This is a genomic window from Methylobacterium indicum (assembly GCF_017347565.1).
Classification (GTDB): Bacteria; Pseudomonadota; Alphaproteobacteria; order Rhizobiales; family Beijerinckiaceae; genus Methylobacterium; species Methylobacterium indicum.
In genome coordinates, this window is record NZ_AP024145.1 from 982,570 (window position 1) to 996,907 (window position 14,338).

15 protein-coding genes are annotated in these 14,338 nt (G+C 71.1%); 13 read left to right on the forward strand and 2 right to left on the reverse strand.

Annotated elements, in window-relative coordinates; all coding sequences use genetic code 11:
- Nucleotides 1–31 precede the first annotated feature (31 nt).
- Both miv_RS04470 and crtD read right to left on the reverse strand, forming a co-directional pair.
- Complete coding sequence (locus miv_RS04470) at nucleotides 32–886, reverse strand: carotenoid 1,2-hydratase (RefSeq protein WP_207181621.1); 855 nt, start codon at nucleotides 884–886, stop codon at nucleotides 32–34.
- Complete coding sequence (crtD, locus tag miv_RS04475) at nucleotides 883–2,409, reverse strand: 1-hydroxycarotenoid 3,4-desaturase CrtD (RefSeq protein WP_207181622.1); 1,527 nt, start codon at nucleotides 2,407–2,409, stop codon at nucleotides 883–885. The genes miv_RS04470 and crtD overlap by 4 nt, the downstream gene beginning before the upstream one ends.
- 144 nt (nucleotides 2,410–2,553) lie before the next feature.
- Here crtD and miv_RS04480 point away from each other — a divergent pair, with 144 nt between their 5' ends.
- From miv_RS04480 to miv_RS04540, 13 genes are all read left to right on the forward strand, one after another.
- Nucleotides 2,554–3,426 (forward strand): polyprenyl synthetase family protein, encoded by an 873-nt coding sequence (locus miv_RS04480; RefSeq protein ID WP_048427080.1) that lies wholly within the window; start codon nucleotides 2,554–2,556, stop codon nucleotides 3,424–3,426.
- 330 nt (nucleotides 3,427–3,756) lie between these two features.
- Nucleotides 3,757–4,920 (forward strand): methyltransferase, encoded by a 1,164-nt coding sequence (locus miv_RS04485; RefSeq protein ID WP_207181623.1) that lies wholly within the window; start codon nucleotides 3,757–3,759, stop codon nucleotides 4,918–4,920.
- 115 nt (nucleotides 4,921–5,035) lie between these two features.
- Nucleotides 5,036–5,971, forward strand: coding sequence for a chlorophyll synthesis pathway protein BchC (bchC, locus tag miv_RS04490; protein WP_048427082.1), 936 nt, complete (start codon nucleotides 5,036–5,038; stop codon nucleotides 5,969–5,971).
- Complete coding sequence (locus miv_RS04495; RefSeq protein ID WP_207181624.1) at nucleotides 5,968–6,966, forward strand: chlorophyllide a reductase iron protein subunit X; 999 nt, start codon at nucleotides 5,968–5,970, stop codon at nucleotides 6,964–6,966. Before bchC ends, miv_RS04495 begins: the two co-directional genes overlap by 4 nt.
- 2 nt (nucleotides 6,967–6,968) lie before the next feature.
- Nucleotides 6,969–8,501: a chlorophyllide a reductase subunit Y gene (gene bchY, locus miv_RS04500; protein WP_207181625.1), complete on the forward strand. Its 1,533-nt coding sequence runs from the start codon at nucleotides 6,969–6,971 to the stop codon at nucleotides 8,499–8,501.
- A complete protein-coding gene (gene bchZ, locus miv_RS04505; protein WP_207181627.1) occupies nucleotides 8,501–9,961 on the forward strand; it encodes a chlorophyllide a reductase subunit Z in 1,461 nt (486 codons plus the stop codon). The genes bchY and bchZ overlap by 1 nt, the downstream gene beginning before the upstream one ends.
- A 103-nt stretch (nucleotides 9,962–10,064) precedes the next feature.
- Nucleotides 10,065–10,268 (forward strand): hypothetical protein, encoded by a 204-nt coding sequence (locus miv_RS04510; protein ID WP_048427086.1) that lies wholly within the window; start codon nucleotides 10,065–10,067, stop codon nucleotides 10,266–10,268.
- Between the two features lie 132 nt (nucleotides 10,269–10,400).
- Complete coding sequence (gene pufB, locus miv_RS04515; protein WP_048427087.1) at nucleotides 10,401–10,631, forward strand: light-harvesting antenna LH1, beta subunit; 231 nt, start codon at nucleotides 10,401–10,403, stop codon at nucleotides 10,629–10,631.
- A gap of 16 nt (nucleotides 10,632–10,647) precedes the next feature.
- On the forward strand, nucleotides 10,648–10,827 hold the full coding sequence (gene pufA, locus miv_RS04520) for a light-harvesting antenna LH1, alpha subunit (RefSeq protein ID WP_048427088.1): 180 nt from the start codon (nucleotides 10,648–10,650) through the stop codon (nucleotides 10,825–10,827).
- Between the two features lie 106 nt (nucleotides 10,828–10,933).
- The gene (gene pufL, locus miv_RS04525; protein WP_048427089.1) at nucleotides 10,934–11,758 is read left to right on the forward strand and encodes a photosynthetic reaction center subunit L; all 825 of its coding nucleotides are present in this window, start codon (nucleotides 10,934–10,936) and stop codon (nucleotides 11,756–11,758) included.
- Nucleotides 11,759–11,810: 52 nt separating this feature from the next.
- Entirely contained in the window at nucleotides 11,811–12,791 is a 981-nt protein-coding gene (gene pufM, locus miv_RS04530; protein ID WP_058619051.1) for a photosynthetic reaction center subunit M, read from the forward strand.
- Nucleotides 12,788–13,834 (forward strand): photosynthetic reaction center cytochrome PufC, encoded by a 1,047-nt coding sequence (pufC, locus tag miv_RS04535; protein ID WP_207181628.1) that lies wholly within the window; start codon nucleotides 12,788–12,790, stop codon nucleotides 13,832–13,834. The genes pufM and pufC overlap by 4 nt, the downstream gene beginning before the upstream one ends.
- A gap of 280 nt (nucleotides 13,835–14,114) precedes the next feature.
- A complete protein-coding gene (locus tag miv_RS04540) occupies nucleotides 14,115–14,291 on the forward strand; it encodes a hypothetical protein (RefSeq protein ID WP_207181629.1) in 177 nt (58 codons plus the stop codon).
- The last annotated feature ends 47 nt before the right edge of the window (nucleotides 14,292–14,338 follow it).

A 14,338-nucleotide genomic window follows, 5' to 3' on the forward strand; every position in this document is an offset into this window, starting at 1 on the left:
GCGGTCTCCGAGGGCGGGTGGCGCGGCAGGCTCAGCCTTGCGGGCGGGGCATGCGGAAGGGCAGCATGAACCGCACCAGCGGGTGGGTGAGCCGGTCGCAGTCGAGCGATTCGTGGACCGGATGCACCGCCTCGCCGCAGATCCGCGCCGAGAGGAGCGAGCGGGAGTAGAACGGTGCGTCCTCGAAGCGGCGCAGCAGAGCGGCCTGCCCGTCGTCGCTGCGGGTAGCGCGGGGCAAGCGCCAGAGCGTGCGCGGGAGCGCGGCAGGGACCGGCGGCGCGATCGGGCGCGGGGTGCCGTCGGGGTCGAAGCGCAGGGACAGGTCCTGGCGGCTGCCGTCGCGCCGCTCGACGTCGTAGAGGATCGCCGCGCCGTGCGTCAGCGTCGCGCGCGACCAGGTCCAGCTCCTGAACGAATCCTCCAAGGGCACGTCGCCCTCGTTGGTGTCGAAATAGGCGTGGCCGCTCCAACGCAACGAGGGCTTGTCGAACGCGACCTCGACCCGCGAGGAGGGAGCGAGCGGCCACCAGCGGTGGTGCCCGTCCGCGTCGAGGGTGAAGGGGGCGGGCGTGAACCCGCCGGGGCGGACCCGGATCGTGCCCGCGAGCCGCGAGGGTAGGGGGGTCGTCACCTCGTCGACCCGGATCGTCAGGCTGGTGCCGTCCCAGTCGAGGGAGCTCGGGCCGATGGCGAGCGAGGTGGCGGTCCGGTTCACGTGGCGGCGGCTGCGCTCGGTCATCGCCCAGGCCTTGGGGCGACCGTACAGCACCACGTTGATCGCCGAATGGTTGATCGGGTCGCCGCGACCGCTCCAGGCGTAGTAGGGCGAGAACACGCTGCCGAGGAACGCGATGATCGTGAGGCCGTGCTGCCCGTCGTCGCTCACCGCATCGACGTACCACCAGGCATAGCCGCCCGGCGCGACGGGGAGGTCGAAGCGAGGTCCTGCAGAAGGCTCGCCGCCGCGAGCCGCCCCGATTGCGCCGCCATCGGCACGCCCGGACCCGGATGGACGCTGCCCCCCGCCAGGTAGAGCCCCGGCAGCTTCGTGCGCGCGCCCGGACGGCGGAACGACGCCATCCAGCCGTGCGACGCCCGGCCGTAGAGCGCCCCGCCCGTCGCCGGAAACAATTTTTCGAAATCCGCCGGCGTCGTGGTGGTCCGCGCCGTCTCGTCGATCGTCAGGCCGCAGGCGGAGAGCCGCCGGCTCATCGTGTCGTGGCATCGGGCGATCTCCTGAGGCGACAGGGCGGCGCCGCGGGCCGGCGCGTTGACGAGGCAGAGCAGGGCTTCCGGCGCCTCCGGCGGCGCGCCGTCATCGCCACGATCCTGCGCGCAGACGTAGACGGTCGGGTCGCGCGGCGGGCGGGCGCGATCGGTGAGGTCGGCGAACTCGGCGGCGTAGTCGCCCGAGAAGAAGACGTTGTGGCGCACGAGCGGAAAGCCCTCGGGCCGCCCCGCCACCGCGAAGGTCACCGCCGAGAGCGAGCGCTCGCGCTCCGGCACCGGATCGGCCGCCCGGGCGCCCTCCGGCCCGAACAGCCCCTCGGCCAGGGCGGCGGCGTCGCAATTCGCCACCACGGCGGTGGCGGGCAGCCGCTCGCCGGTGGCGAGGAGAACGCCGGCGACCCGCCCGCCCTCGACCAGGATCCGCTCGACGGCGGTGCCGTAGCGCAGCTCCGCCCCGTGCTCGGCGGCGAGTTCCGCCACGGCGCCAGCCAGCCGCGACAGGCCCCCCGTCACGGTCCAGACCCCCGCCATCTCGACATGGGCGACCAGCATCAGGGTCGCGGGGGCGGAAAACGGCGAGGAGCCGCAATAGGTGGCGTAGCGGCCGAAGAGCTGGCGCAGGCGCGGATCGCGAAAATGCTCGCCCAATGCCGCCCACAGGGTGGTGAAGGGTTGGATCCGCATCAGCCCGCCGAGGCCGCGCGGCCCGGCCCGCCGCACGAGGTCGAGGGGGCTCGGCCGCTCGCCGCGGATGAACGGTCCTTCGAGGGCGCGGTAGATCGCGCCGGCCTGCTCGCGGAAGCGCAAGAAGCCCTCGGCCTCCCGGGGACCCGCGAAATCCGCGATGGCCCGGGCGGACCGGTCCGGATCGGCGAAGAGGTCCAGGCGCTCGCCCGCGCCCCAGGCGTGACGGGCGAGGATGTCGGCCGGCCGCAGGGCGACGCGCCGGGAGAGGTCCGCGCCGCACTCCGAAAAGATCTCGTCGAAGACCCACCGCATGGTGAAGACCGTCGGCCCGGCCTCGACCGTGAGCGGCCCGGCCGGGACCCGGCGCATCTTGCCGCCGGGAGTTTCCGCCTTCTCGGCCAGGGTCACCGGCAGGCCGGCGGCGGCGAGCCTCAGGGCGGCGACGAGGCCGCCGATCCCTGCACCGATCACCACCACCCGTTCGTCCGGCACGGCGTCGATCCTCCCTCGTCACTGTCAATCTAAATTGACAGTTTGAAATGTTCAAACAAAATGACGCCTCGACGCGAGGCCCGGGACGACGACGCGAGACGACGGACCGTGACCGGTGCGCGGCAGGATCCCAAGGAGGAACGCATGGACGACGGTCGGCGCATCGAGCAGGCCCTGGACGTGGCCGTGTCCTACGCGGAGGCGCCGGGCGCCCCGCCGCGCCTGGCGGAGGCGATCCGCTACGCGGTCTTCCCGGGCGGCCACCGGATCCGGCCCAGGCTCTGCCTCGCGGTGGCGCGCGCCTGCGGCGACGACGACCCGGCGACGACGGACGCCGCCGCCGCGGCAATCGAGCTCCTGCACTGCGCCTCGCTGGTCCACGACGATCTGCCCTGCTTCGACGACGCGGCGGAAAGGCGCCGGAAGCCGGCGGTCCATGTCGCCTACGGCGAGCCGGTGGCGGTCCTGACGGGAGACGCGCTGATCGTGCTCGCCTTCGAGACGCTCGCTCGCGGCGCGGCCCGCCGTCCCGCGCGCCTGCCCGCCCTCGTCGGGCTGGTGGCCCGCGCCGTGGGCTCGCCCGCCGGCATCGTGGCGGGACAGGCCTGGGAATCCGAGCCGCAGGTCGGGCTCTCGGCCTACCAGCAGGCGAAGACCGGGGCGCTCTTCGCCGCCGCCACCGTGACGGGTGCCGCCTCGGCCGGGGCCGAGCCGATGGGCTGGCGGCTGCTCGGCGAATATCTCGGCGAGGCCTACCAGGTCGCGGACGACTTGCGCGACGTCGCCTGCCGCCAGGAGGAGGTCGGCAAGCCGGTCGGGCGCGACGTCACCCTCGGGCGCCCCAACGCGGCGGCCCTCCTCGGCATGGACGGGGCCCTGCGCCGCCTCTCCGACCTTGCCCACGAGGCGATGGAGGTCATTCCCGATTGCCCCGGGGTCGCGGCGTTGCGGGAGGAGATTTTGGCCCAGACCCGGCTCTTCCTGCCGGCGCGGCTGGCGCAGAGCCTGGTGGCTTGAAGCGATGGCCGGGGTCGCTCGCGCACGAACCCTTCCCCCTCTGCAAAGGACTGTCCGGGGACAGGAAAAGGCGCGGGTTTCCCCTCTCCCCGCGGGCGGGGAGAGGGCTGCGAACCCCCTGTCGGGTTCGCGGCGAGCCCGCAGGGCGAGGGTGAGGGGGCGGTTCCGGATGAGACTCCTCCGGCACCTCCCCCTCACCCTCGCTCCGGCTGCGCCTGCGCTTGCCGACGACACGACAAGGTGTAGTCGGCCCTCTCCCCGCCCGCGGGGAGAGGGGATTGCCCGCGACAGACCCTTCCACGGACAGCCCTGCGCAGAGGGGGGAGGGTCATGAGGCCCGGCCCGCACGCCCTTTCGGCCACCCCAGTGGCTCCGCCCTCGCGTCCCGGATGGCGCGACCGCCTCCTCGCCTGGCGCCACCGCCTGATCGCGAGCCCCCGCTTCCAGCGCTTCGCCGCCGCCTTCCCGCTCACCCGGCCGACCGCGCACCGCAACGCCAGCGCCCTGTTCGATCTCTGCGCCGGCTTCGTCTACGCGCAGGTGCTGGCGGCGTGCTTGCGCCTCGACCTGTTCCGGATCCTTGCCGACGGGCCTTTGACCCCGGACGATCTGGCCCGGCGCCTCGACCTGCCGCCCGACCGGGCCCTCTGCCTTCTGCGCGCCGCCGCCTCCCTGGGTCTCCTGACGCATCGACGCAATGGGCGCTTCGCCCTCGGCGATCTCGGCGCGGCGCTCCTCGGCAACCCCTCCGTCGCCGCGATGGTCGCCCACCACGCCATGCTCTACGACGACCTGCGCGATCCCGTGGCGCTGCTGCGCGGCACGAACGGACCGACGCGCCTCTCGGGCTACTGGGCCTATGCGGGCACGGACGACCCGGCCGGCATCGACGCGGCTTCGGTCGAATCCTACAGTGCCCTGATGGGCGCCTCGCAGGCGCTGGTCGCCCGCGACATCCTCGATGCCTACCCGCTCGATCCTCACGCCCATCTCCTCGATGTCGGCGGCGGGGAGGGCGCCTTCGCGGTCGAGGCGGCGCGAAGCGCTCCTCGGCTGCACGTCACGTTGTTCGATCTGCCGCCGGTCGCCGCCCGGGCCGAACGCCGCTTCGCCGCCGAGGGGCTGGCGGGGCGCATGACGGCCCGCGGCGGCAGCTTTCACGAGGGGCTGCCGCATGGGGCCGATGCGGTGTCGCTGGTGCGCGTGATCCACGACCACGACGACGGGCCCGCCCTCGCGCTCCTGAAGGCGGCCCGCGCGGCGCTGCCTCCCGGCGGCACGCTGCTTCTCGCCGAGCCGATGGCCGGCACGCCCGGCGCCGAGCCGGTCGGCGACGCCTATTTCGGCTTCTACCTCCTCGCCATGGGAAGCGGCCGGCCGCGCACGCCGGGCGAGCTCACCGGCATGCTCCGCGAGGCGGGCTTCGCGCGGGTGCGCGAGCACCGGACCCGGCGCCCGATGCTGGTCCGCCTGCTCGTCGCGACGGCTCCCTGACCGATGCAGCCCGCGGTAAAAGTGTAAAGTAAACTTGACGCATGATGATGTCGAACTAAGATGACATTCGCCGCTTCGAGCGGCGTCATCCGCATCAGGCGGGAGGCCGAACCGCATGCACGCGCAGGCCGTGATCCTCGACCGTCCCGAACGGCTCGGCCTCGCCGATCTCGCTCTCGACGCGCCCGGCCCCACGGACGCCGTCGTGGCGGTCGCGTGGAGCGGCATCAGCACCGGCACCGAGCGGCTGCTCTGGTCGGGCCGGATGCCGGACTTTCCCGGCATGGGCTACCCGCTCGTGCCGGGCTACGAATCCGTCGGAATCGTCGTCGAGGCCGGCTCCGAATCCGGCCGGCTCGTCGGCGAGACGGTGTTCGTGCCGGGCGCCCGCTGCTTCGGTCCCGTCCGCGGGCTGTTCGGCGGCGCGGCCTCGCACCTCGTCTCCGCCGGGAGCCGGCTGCGGCCGATCCCCGAATCGCTGGGCGAGCGCGGCATCCTGCTGGCGCTCGCCGCCACCGCCCGTCACGCGCTCGAAGGTAGCCGGGCCGAAGGGCGCCAGCTCGTCGTCGGGCACGGCGTGCTCGGACGGCTCCTCGCCCGCCTCCTGCGGGCCTCCGGCCTCGATCCGGTGGTGTGGGAGCGCGATCCCGCCCGCCGTGACGGCGCCGACGATTACGCGGTGATCGATCCGAGCCAGGACGAGACGTCTTACGCCCGCATCATCGACGCCAGCGGCGATGCCGGCCTCCTCGACACCCTGATCGCCCGGCTCCAGCCCGGCGGCGAGGTGGTGCTGGCGGGCTTCTACGAGGCGCCGCTCGCCTTCGCCTTCCCGCCGGCCTTCCTGCGCGAGGCGCGCATCCGCGTCGCGGCGCAGTGGCAGCCCGGCGACCTCGACGCCGTAGCGGCGCTGGCCGGCGCTGGGACGCTGTCCCTCGACGGTCTCGTCACCCATCGCCGCCCGGCCGGGGAGGCGGCGCAGGCCTATCCCGTCGCCTTCGGCGATCCCGCCTGCCTCAAGATGGTCCTCGATTGGAGAGCCCAGTCATGAACGCTTCGCTGACCGGCGCCGCCCTCCAGGCCTCGATCCTGCGCGCCGAGGCCGCGATCCCGCCGGATCCGGTGCCCACCACCGCGACCCGCGAGACGCAAGTGATCGCGATCTACGGCAAGGGCGGCATCGGCAAGAGCTTCACCCTCGCCAACCTGTCCTACATGCTGGCCCAGCAGGGCAAGCGGGTGCTGCTGATCGGCTGCGACCCGAAGAGCGACACGACCTCGCTGCTGTTCGGCGGCCGGGCCTGCCCGACGATCATCGAAACCTCGACCAAGCGAAAGCTCGCCGGCGAATCGGTCGAGATCGGCGACGTCTGCTTCAAGCGCGACGGCGTGTTCGCGATGGAGCTCGGCGGGCCGGAGGTCGGCCGCGGCTGCGGCGGGCGCGGCATCATCCACGGCTTCGAGCTCCTCGAAAAACTCGGCTTCCACGAATGGGGCTTCGACTACGTCCTGCTCGATTTCCTGGGCGACGTGGTCTGCGGCGGCTTCGGCCTGCCGATCGCCCGCGACATGTGCCAGAAGGTCATCGTCGTCGGCTCGAACGACCTGCAATCGCTCTACGTCGCCAACAACGTCTGCTCGGCGGTGGAGTATTTTCGCAAGCTCGGCGGCAATGTCGGCGTCGGCGGCCTTGTCATCAACAAGGACGACGGCACCGGCGAGGCCCAGGCCTTCGCGGAAGCGGCCGGCATCCCGATCCTCGCCTCGATCCCCGCCGACGACGACATCCGCAAGAAGAGCGCGAATTACGAGATCATCGGCCGGCCGGACGGGCGCTGGGGCCCGCTCTTTGCCGAACTCGCCGACAATATCGGCACTGCCCTGCCGCATCGCCCGACCCCGCTCAGCCAGGACCAGCTGCTGGGCCTGTTCAAGGGCGAGGCGGTCGGGCGCGGGGTGGTCCTCGATCCGGCGAGCGACGCCGACATGCGCGGGCGCGCCGTCGCGCGGAAACCGTCCCTCGAAGTCGTGTACGAGGCGGTGTGACCATGGGCGCCTCCCTCGACCTCAAGGCGCTGCGCGCCCGAAAGCCTGTCGATGCCCCGGTCAACCTGGACGCGACGCGGCAGGACGGGCTCGGCTGCCATTCCGGCAAGGAGATGATGCAGAACGCGGCGAAAGCCGCCGGCATGGGCGAGACCCTGGACGCCCTGAAGCGCGACTATCCGGTCGGCCCGCACGACCAGCCGCAGAGCATGTGCCCGGCCTTCGGGTCGCTGCGGGTGGGCCTGCGGATGCGCCGCACCGCCACGATTCTCTCAGGGTCAGCCTGCTGCGTCTACGGCCTCACCTTCACCTCGCACTTCTACGGCGCGCGGCGGACCGTCGGCTACGTGCCGTTCAACTCCGAGACGCTCGTCACCGGCAAGCTGTTCGAGGACATCCGCGACGCGGTGCGCGAGACCGCCGATCCGGCGCTCCACGACGCGGTGGTGGTCATCAATCTCTGCGTCCCGACCGCCTCCGGCGTGCCGCTGCGGCTCCTGCCCCGCGAGATCGACGGGGTGCGGATCATCGGCATCGACGTTCCGGGCTTCGGCGTGCCGACGCATGCCGAGGCCAAGGACGTGCTCGCCGGCGCGATGCTGAAGGTCGCCCGCGGTGAGGCGGAGCACGGCCCCGTCGCCGCGCCGCGCCAGCCCCGCGACGGGCGCCCGACGATCGCGCTGCTCGGCGAGATGTTCCCGGCCGATCCGATGCAGATCGGGGCGCTCCTCGACCCGCTCGGCCTCGCCGCCGGCCCGGTCGTGCCGACGCGGGAATGGCGCGAATTGTACGCCGCGCTCGACTGCACCGCGGTGGCGGCGATCCACCCGTTCTACACCGCCTCGTTGCGCGAGTTCGAGGCGGCGGGCCGCCCGGCGGTCGCCTCGGCCCCCGTCGGCCATGACGGCACCGCCGCCTGGCTCGAGGCGGTGGGGGAGGCTTGCGGGGTCTCCCCCGCGCTGGTTGCCGCGGCCAAGAACCGGTTCCTGCCGGCGATCCGCGGCGCTCTCTCCGCCAACCCGATCCGCGGCCGGATCACGCTCACCGGCTACGAGGGTTCGGAACTGCTGGTGGCCCGCCTGCTCATCGAGAGCGGCGCCGAGGTGCCTTACGTCGGCACCGCCTGCCCGCGCACCAAGCACTCGGAAGCCGATCGCGACTGGCTCGAGGCCCATGGCGCGCGGGTGCAGTTCCGCGCCTCCCTGGAGCAGGATTTGCAGGCCGTCGAGGAATTCGGGCCCGACCTCGCCATCGGCACGACCCCGGTGGTGCAGAAGGCCAAGGAGCGGGCGATCCCCGCCCTCTACTTCACCAACCTGATCTCGGCCCGCCCGCTGATGGGCGTCGCCGGCGCCGGCTCGCTGGCGCAGGTGATCAACGGCGCGATGGGACAGCGCGAGCGGTTCGACGCGATGCGGTCGTTCTTCGCCGGTGTCGGCACCGGCCACGCCGCCGGGATCTGGGAGGACGTGCCGAAGAAGCGGGCGGCGGTGAAGCGGGCCGCGCCCGAGAAGCCGGTCGGGGAGATGGCCTGATGCTCGTCCTCGATCACGACCGCGCCGGCGGCTATTGGGGCGCCGTCTACGTCTTCACCGCGGTGAAGGGCCTCCAGGTGGTCATCGACGGCCCGGTCGGCTGCGAGAACCTGCCGGTGACCTCGGTGCTGCACTACACCGACGCGCTGCCGCCGCACGAATTGCCGATCGTCGTCACGGGGCTGGCCGAGGAGGAGCTCGGCCGCCACGGCACGGAAGGCGCGATGCGCCGCGCCCATGCGACCCTCGATCCGAAGGAGCCGAGCGTCGTCGTCACCGGCTCGATCGCCGAGATGATCGGCGGCGGCGTCACGCCGGAGGGCACCAACCTCCAGCGCTTCCTGCCCCGCACCATCGACGAGGACCAGTGGCAATCCGCCGATCGGGCCCTGTCCTGGCTCTGGGCCGAGTACGGCGCCAAGAAAGCGGCCAAGAAAGGCGTAATCCCGCCCCGGCCGGAGCGGGCCCCGGGGGTGAAGCCGCGGGTCAACCTGATCGGCCCGGCCTACGGCACCTTCAACATGCCCTCCGACCTCGCCGAGATCCGGCGCCTCGTCGAAGGCATCGGCGCCGAGGTGAACCTAGTCTTTCCGCTGGGCAGCCACCTGTCCGACATCCCGCGCCTCGTCGAGGCCGACGCCAATATCTGCCTCTACCGCGAATTCGGGCGGCTGCTCTGCGAAGCCCTCGACCGGCCCTATCTCCAGGCGCCGATCGGGGTCCACAGCACCACCAAGTTCCTGCGCGCGCTCGGCGAGATCTTGGGCGTCGATCCCGAGCCGTTCATCGAGCGGGAGAAGCACACGACCCTGAAGCCCCTGTGGGACCTCTGGCGCTCGGTGACGCAGGACTTCTTCGCCTCGGCGAGCTTCGGCGTGGTGGCGACCGACACCTACGCTCGCGGCCTGCGAAACTTCCTCGAGGACGAGATGGGCCTGCCCTGCCGGTTCGCCTTCTCGCGCAAGGCCGGCGCCAAGCCCGACAACGCGGCGGTCCGACAAGCCATCCGCGAGACGCCGCCCTTGGTCCTGTTCGGCTCCTACAACGAGCGCCTCTACCTCGCCGAGAGCGGGGGAAGGGCGATGTTCATCCCGGCCTCGTTCCCCGGCGCGGTGGTGCGGCGCCATACCGGCACGCCGTTCATGGGGTATTCCGGCGCCACCTACCTGGTCCAGGAAGTCTGCAACGCGCTGTTCGACGCGCTCTTCCACATCCTGCCGCTGTCGCGGGACATGGACGCCGTGGAGGCGACGCCGGCCCGTTCGCATCGCACCCTGCCGTGGGACGACGAGGCCCGCCAGCGCCTCGACGCCTCGGTGGAGGAAAGCCCGGTCCTGGTGCGGATCTCCTTCGCCAAGCGCCTGCGCGACGCCGCCGAGCGCGAGGCCACGCGCGCCGGGTCCGACAGCGTGACCGGTGTTTGCGTCGAGCGCGCCCGCCTCGCCCTCGCGGCGGCCTGACGGCCGAAGCCTTTTCCGGCGCGGCCTCCGTCGCGCCGGCCACCGAGACGCCTCGCGAGTCCCGCGAGCAGGGAGGAGATCCGAGATCATGAGAGCCGGAACCATGTCCCGTTCTTTCTTCACGGTGTCGCGGTCCCGTTCGGAGGCGGTCCAGTTCCGGGCCATCCTGGCGGCGACCTACCCGGTCTTCCTGGCCGCCGCCCTGGTGCAGCGCCTGCGCCCGGGCGTCGCCGGCCCCCGCCGCTCGGTGTTCGGCGAGGCCCGCGCGATGGCGCTCTCGGCCATCCCCTTCGCCTTCATGGGGTGAGGCCCTCGGGCCTGACTCCCTCTGGGCCGAGTTTCCGCCGCCGTCCCCGGCGGCGGAGAGACCGCCCGTCCGTCGCGGCCGGGCAAGCCCGCGCGGGAGCCCCCGCGCGGATCCGCATCCGGAGGTTCGGCAATGGCCAACGGCATGGACAAACCCAGCGTACTGTCAGGACTCACCGAAGAGGAGGCGAAGGAGTTCCACGGCATCTTCGTCACCAGCTTCATCATCTTCACGGCGATCGCGGTCGTCGCGCACTTCCTCGTCTGGCTGTGGCGGCCCTGGCTGCCCGGGCCCAACGGCTATTCCGCGCTGGAGAGCGGCGTGAAGTATGCCGCCACCGGCATCCTGCCCTTCATCTCGTAGGCAAGGAGCACACGCCATGCACAAGGTCTGGCTTCTGTTCGACCCGCGCCGCACGCTCGTCGCGCTCTTCACCTTCCTGTTCGTCCTCGCGCTGATCATCCACTTCATCCTGCTCAGCACCAACCGGTTCAACTGGTTGGAGGGCCCGGCGGCGAAGAAGGCGGAGATCGCGCAGACCCACGTCCTGCCGACCTGACCGGCCGGCGGACCGGGTGCTCCCTGGAGCGCCTCCGCACCGCGGACGGGCCGTCACGGCCCCGCCCGCGGCCACCACGCTCTTTGCGGACGGGGAGGGCCGCGCCATGGCCATGCTGAACTTCGAGCGCAAATACCGGGTCCGCGGCGGCACTCTGCTCGGCGGCGACCTGTTCGATTTCTGGGTCGGGCCGTTCTACGTCGGCTTCTTCGGGGTGACGGGCCTGTTCTTCACCCTGCTCGGCACCGGCCTGATCGTCTGGGGCGCGGCGCTCGGGCCGACCTGGAACGTCTGGCAGATCAACATCGCGCCGCCCGACCTCAAATACGGCCTGGCGCTGGCCCCCTTACGCGAGGGCGGCCTGTGGCAGATCATCACCTTCTGCGCCGTCGGATCCTTCGGGTCCTGGGCGCTGCGCGAGGTCGAGATCTGCCGCAAGCTCGGCATCGGCTACCACGTGCCCTTCGCCTTCTCGGTGGCGATCTTCGCCTACGTCACCCTGGTGGTGGTCCGGCCCGTGCTGATGGGGGCCTGGGGCCACGGCTTCCCGTACGGGATCCTGAGCCACCTCGATTGGGTGTCGAACGTCGGCTACCAGTATCTCCACTTCCACTACAACCCGGCGCACATGCTCGCCGTGACGTTCTTCTTCACGACGACCTTCGCCCTGTCGCTGCACGGCTCCTTGATCCTGTCCTCGACCAATCCGCCGAAGGGCGAGGTGGTCAAGACCCCCGAGCACGAGGACACCTTCTTCCGCGACACGATCGGCTACTCGATCGGCACGATCGGCATCCACCGGCTCGGCCTGTTCCTCGCCCTTTCGGCCGGGTTCTGGAGCGCGGTCTGCATCGTCATCAGCGGCCCGTTCTGGACCCGCGGCTGGCCGGAATGGTGGGGCTGGTGGCTGAGCCTGCCGATCTGGCGCTGAGTTCCGATTCCCGACGCGTTGGCCCCACACCCTTCAGAAGGCATCCGCCGCCATGGGGTATTACCAGAACATCTACACGCAGATCCAAGTCCATCCGCTCCACCCGGAGGCCGGCGTCGAGATCCCGGAGATCGAGAACCGCGTCGGCAAGGGCGGCTTCAACTATCTCGCCGGCCTCGTCGGCAACGCCCAGATCGGCCCGATCTACCTCGGCACCCTCGGCACCCTGTCGTTGGCCTGCGGGTTCGTCGCCATCGAGATCATCGGGCTCAACATGTGGGCCTCGGTGAACTGGGATCCGGTCCAGTTCGTCCGGCAGTTGCCCTGGCTCGCCCTCGAGCCGCCCCGCCCCGAATACGGGCTCAAGATCCTGCCGCCGCTGGCCGAGGGCGGGTGGTGGCTGATGGCCGGCTTCTTCCTCACCGCCTCGATCCTGCTGTGGTGGGTCCGGCTCTTTCGCCGCGCCCGGGCGCTGGGCCTCGGCTACCACGTGCCCTGGGCCTTCGCCTCGGCGATCTGGCTCTACCTGGTGCTCGGCTTCATCCGGCCGATCCTGATGGGGAGCTGGAGCGAGGCGGTGCCGTTCGGGATCTTCCCGCACCTCGACTGGACCGCCGCGTTCTCGCTGCGCTACGGCAACCTGTTCTACAACCCGTTCCACATGCTCTCGATCGTCTTCCTGTACGGGTCGACGATGCTGTTTGCCATGCACGGCGCCACCATCCTGGCGGTGAGCCGCTACGGCGGCGAGCGGGAGATCGAGCAGATCGTCGATCGCGGCACCGCGACCGAGCGCGCCGCCCTGTTCTGGCGCTGGACCATGGGCTTCAACGCCACGATGGAATCGGTCCATCGCTGGCTGTGGTGGTTCGCGTTCCTCACCACGCTGACCGGCGGCATCGGCATCCTCCTCACCGGCACGGTGGTCGACAACTGGTACCTCTGGGCGGTGAAGCACGGCGTCGCGCCGCATTACCCGCAGATCTACGGCCCGGTGGTGGATCCGCTCGCGAATCCGGGAGGCACGCCATGAAGCTCGCGCTCCAAATCCTCGGCGTCGTGGTGGCGGTGCTGCTCACCGGCGCGATGTTCGGCACCGCGGGCTGGACCCGGCCCCCGGTCCGTTCCGAGCAGACGGGTTTTCGCGGCACCGGCATGGTGCAGGTGCAGAACCCCCGTACCCTGGCGGTCAAGCTCGAGGAGAACGCTGCGCCGGCGCCCCAGGACCCGGTTCCACCCGGCGGCGAGCCTGCCACGCAGACCTACCAGAACGTCAAGGTGCTGACCGACCTCTCGACCGACCAGTTCAACCGCGTGATGGCCTCGATCACCGAGTGGGTCGCCCCCGAGCAGGGCTGCGCCTATTGCCACAACGTCGAGAACATGGCCGACGACAGCGTCTATGCGAAGACGGTGGCGCGCTCGATGCTCCGCATGGTCCGTCACATCAACGCGGACTGGAAGAACCACGTCGGCGAGACCGGCGTGACCTGCTACACCTGCCACCGCGGCAATCCGGTGCCGCAGGCGGTCTGGCACGACAATCCCGGGCCGCCCCACGCGCAGGGTTTCGCCGCCCGCGCCAACGGCCAGAACCACCCGGCCCCGGAGGCCGGCCTGACCTCCCTCAACGTCGATCCGTTCCAGGGCCTGCTCGATGACAAGGACATCGACCAGAACGCCATCCGGGTCGCGGCCCGCACGGCGCTGCCCACCAGCCCGTCGAAGCCGATCCAGACCACGGAGAAGACCTACGCCCTGATGATCCACATGGCGGAGGGCTTGGGCGTCAACTGCACCTACTGCCACAACACCCGTGCCTTCTTCTCGTGGGACGAGAGCACCCCGAAGCGCGTCACCGCCTGGCACGGCATCCGGATGGTGCGCGACATCAACGGCAACTACATCACGCCGCTGACGCCGGTGCTGCCGGAAGCTCGCCTCGGGCCCGAGGGCGATCCGCCCAAGGCCAACTGCACCACCTGCCATCAGGGCCTGGCGAAGCCCCTCAATGGCGCCGAGATGCTCAAGGACTATCCCGAGCTCGCCGGAGGGCCGATGCCGAAGGCTCCGTGAGGCCGCACCCCTCCGATCGCCTGAGACAGGCCCCGGTTCCGACAGGAGCCGGGGTCTTCGCGCATCCGGTGATCATCAATGTTGGTAAATCGATTGCCGACGATCGAAGTGTATTCGATGCGCCGTTGTTACTGCTCCTTCTTCCTGTCATCTCATGACGATTTGCCGCAGTGGCGGATTGGAGAGGTCGAAGAGTTGGATTGAAGCGTGCGACGGCATTCCGCCACCCGTGCGCCCATCAACCGACCGCCCTGCGGGGCGCCACGAGGAGGCAACGGCCATGGGCGATTCCGGCCTGATCTACATGCTCGCCTTCACGACCTTCGCGCTCGTCATCCTGTTTCTGATCTGGCAGCGCATGCGCGTTCAGCGCGCCAAGGAGACCGGCGAGCGCTCGACCTTCACCGACAACCACGGCGGTGCACCGCGGCCGCATCAGGGGGTGGACCCGCGGTGAAGCGAGGCATGCTGAGGATCGAGGCGTATGGCGCGTCGTGCGCGTAG

Coding starts and splice junctions, on each gene's coding strand:
- miv_RS04480 (WP_048427080.1), top strand. CDS start 2,554: ATGGACGACGGTCGGCGCATCGAGCAGGCCCTGGACGTGGCCGTGTCC.
- miv_RS04485 (WP_207181623.1), top strand. CDS start 3,757: ATGAGGCCCGGCCCGCACGCCCTTTCGGCCACCCCAGTGGCTCCGCCC.
- bchC (WP_048427082.1), top strand. CDS start 5,036: ATGCACGCGCAGGCCGTGATCCTCGACCGTCCCGAACGGCTCGGCCTC.
- miv_RS04495 (WP_207181624.1), top strand. CDS start 5,968: ATGAACGCTTCGCTGACCGGCGCCGCCCTCCAGGCCTCGATCCTGCGC.
- bchY (WP_207181625.1), top strand. CDS start 6,969: ATGGGCGCCTCCCTCGACCTCAAGGCGCTGCGCGCCCGAAAGCCTGTC.
- bchZ (WP_207181627.1), top strand. CDS start 8,501: ATGCTCGTCCTCGATCACGACCGCGCCGGCGGCTATTGGGGCGCCGTC.
- miv_RS04510 (WP_048427086.1), top strand. CDS start 10,065: ATGTCCCGTTCTTTCTTCACGGTGTCGCGGTCCCGTTCGGAGGCGGTC.
- pufB (WP_048427087.1), top strand. CDS start 10,401: ATGGCCAACGGCATGGACAAACCCAGCGTACTGTCAGGACTCACCGAA.
- pufA (WP_048427088.1), top strand. CDS start 10,648: ATGCACAAGGTCTGGCTTCTGTTCGACCCGCGCCGCACGCTCGTCGCG.
- pufL (WP_048427089.1), top strand. CDS start 10,934: ATGGCCATGCTGAACTTCGAGCGCAAATACCGGGTCCGCGGCGGCACT.
- pufM (WP_058619051.1), top strand. CDS start 11,811: ATGGGGTATTACCAGAACATCTACACGCAGATCCAAGTCCATCCGCTC.
- pufC (WP_207181628.1), top strand. CDS start 12,788: ATGAAGCTCGCGCTCCAAATCCTCGGCGTCGTGGTGGCGGTGCTGCTC.
- miv_RS04540 (WP_207181629.1), top strand. CDS start 14,115: ATGGGCGATTCCGGCCTGATCTACATGCTCGCCTTCACGACCTTCGCG.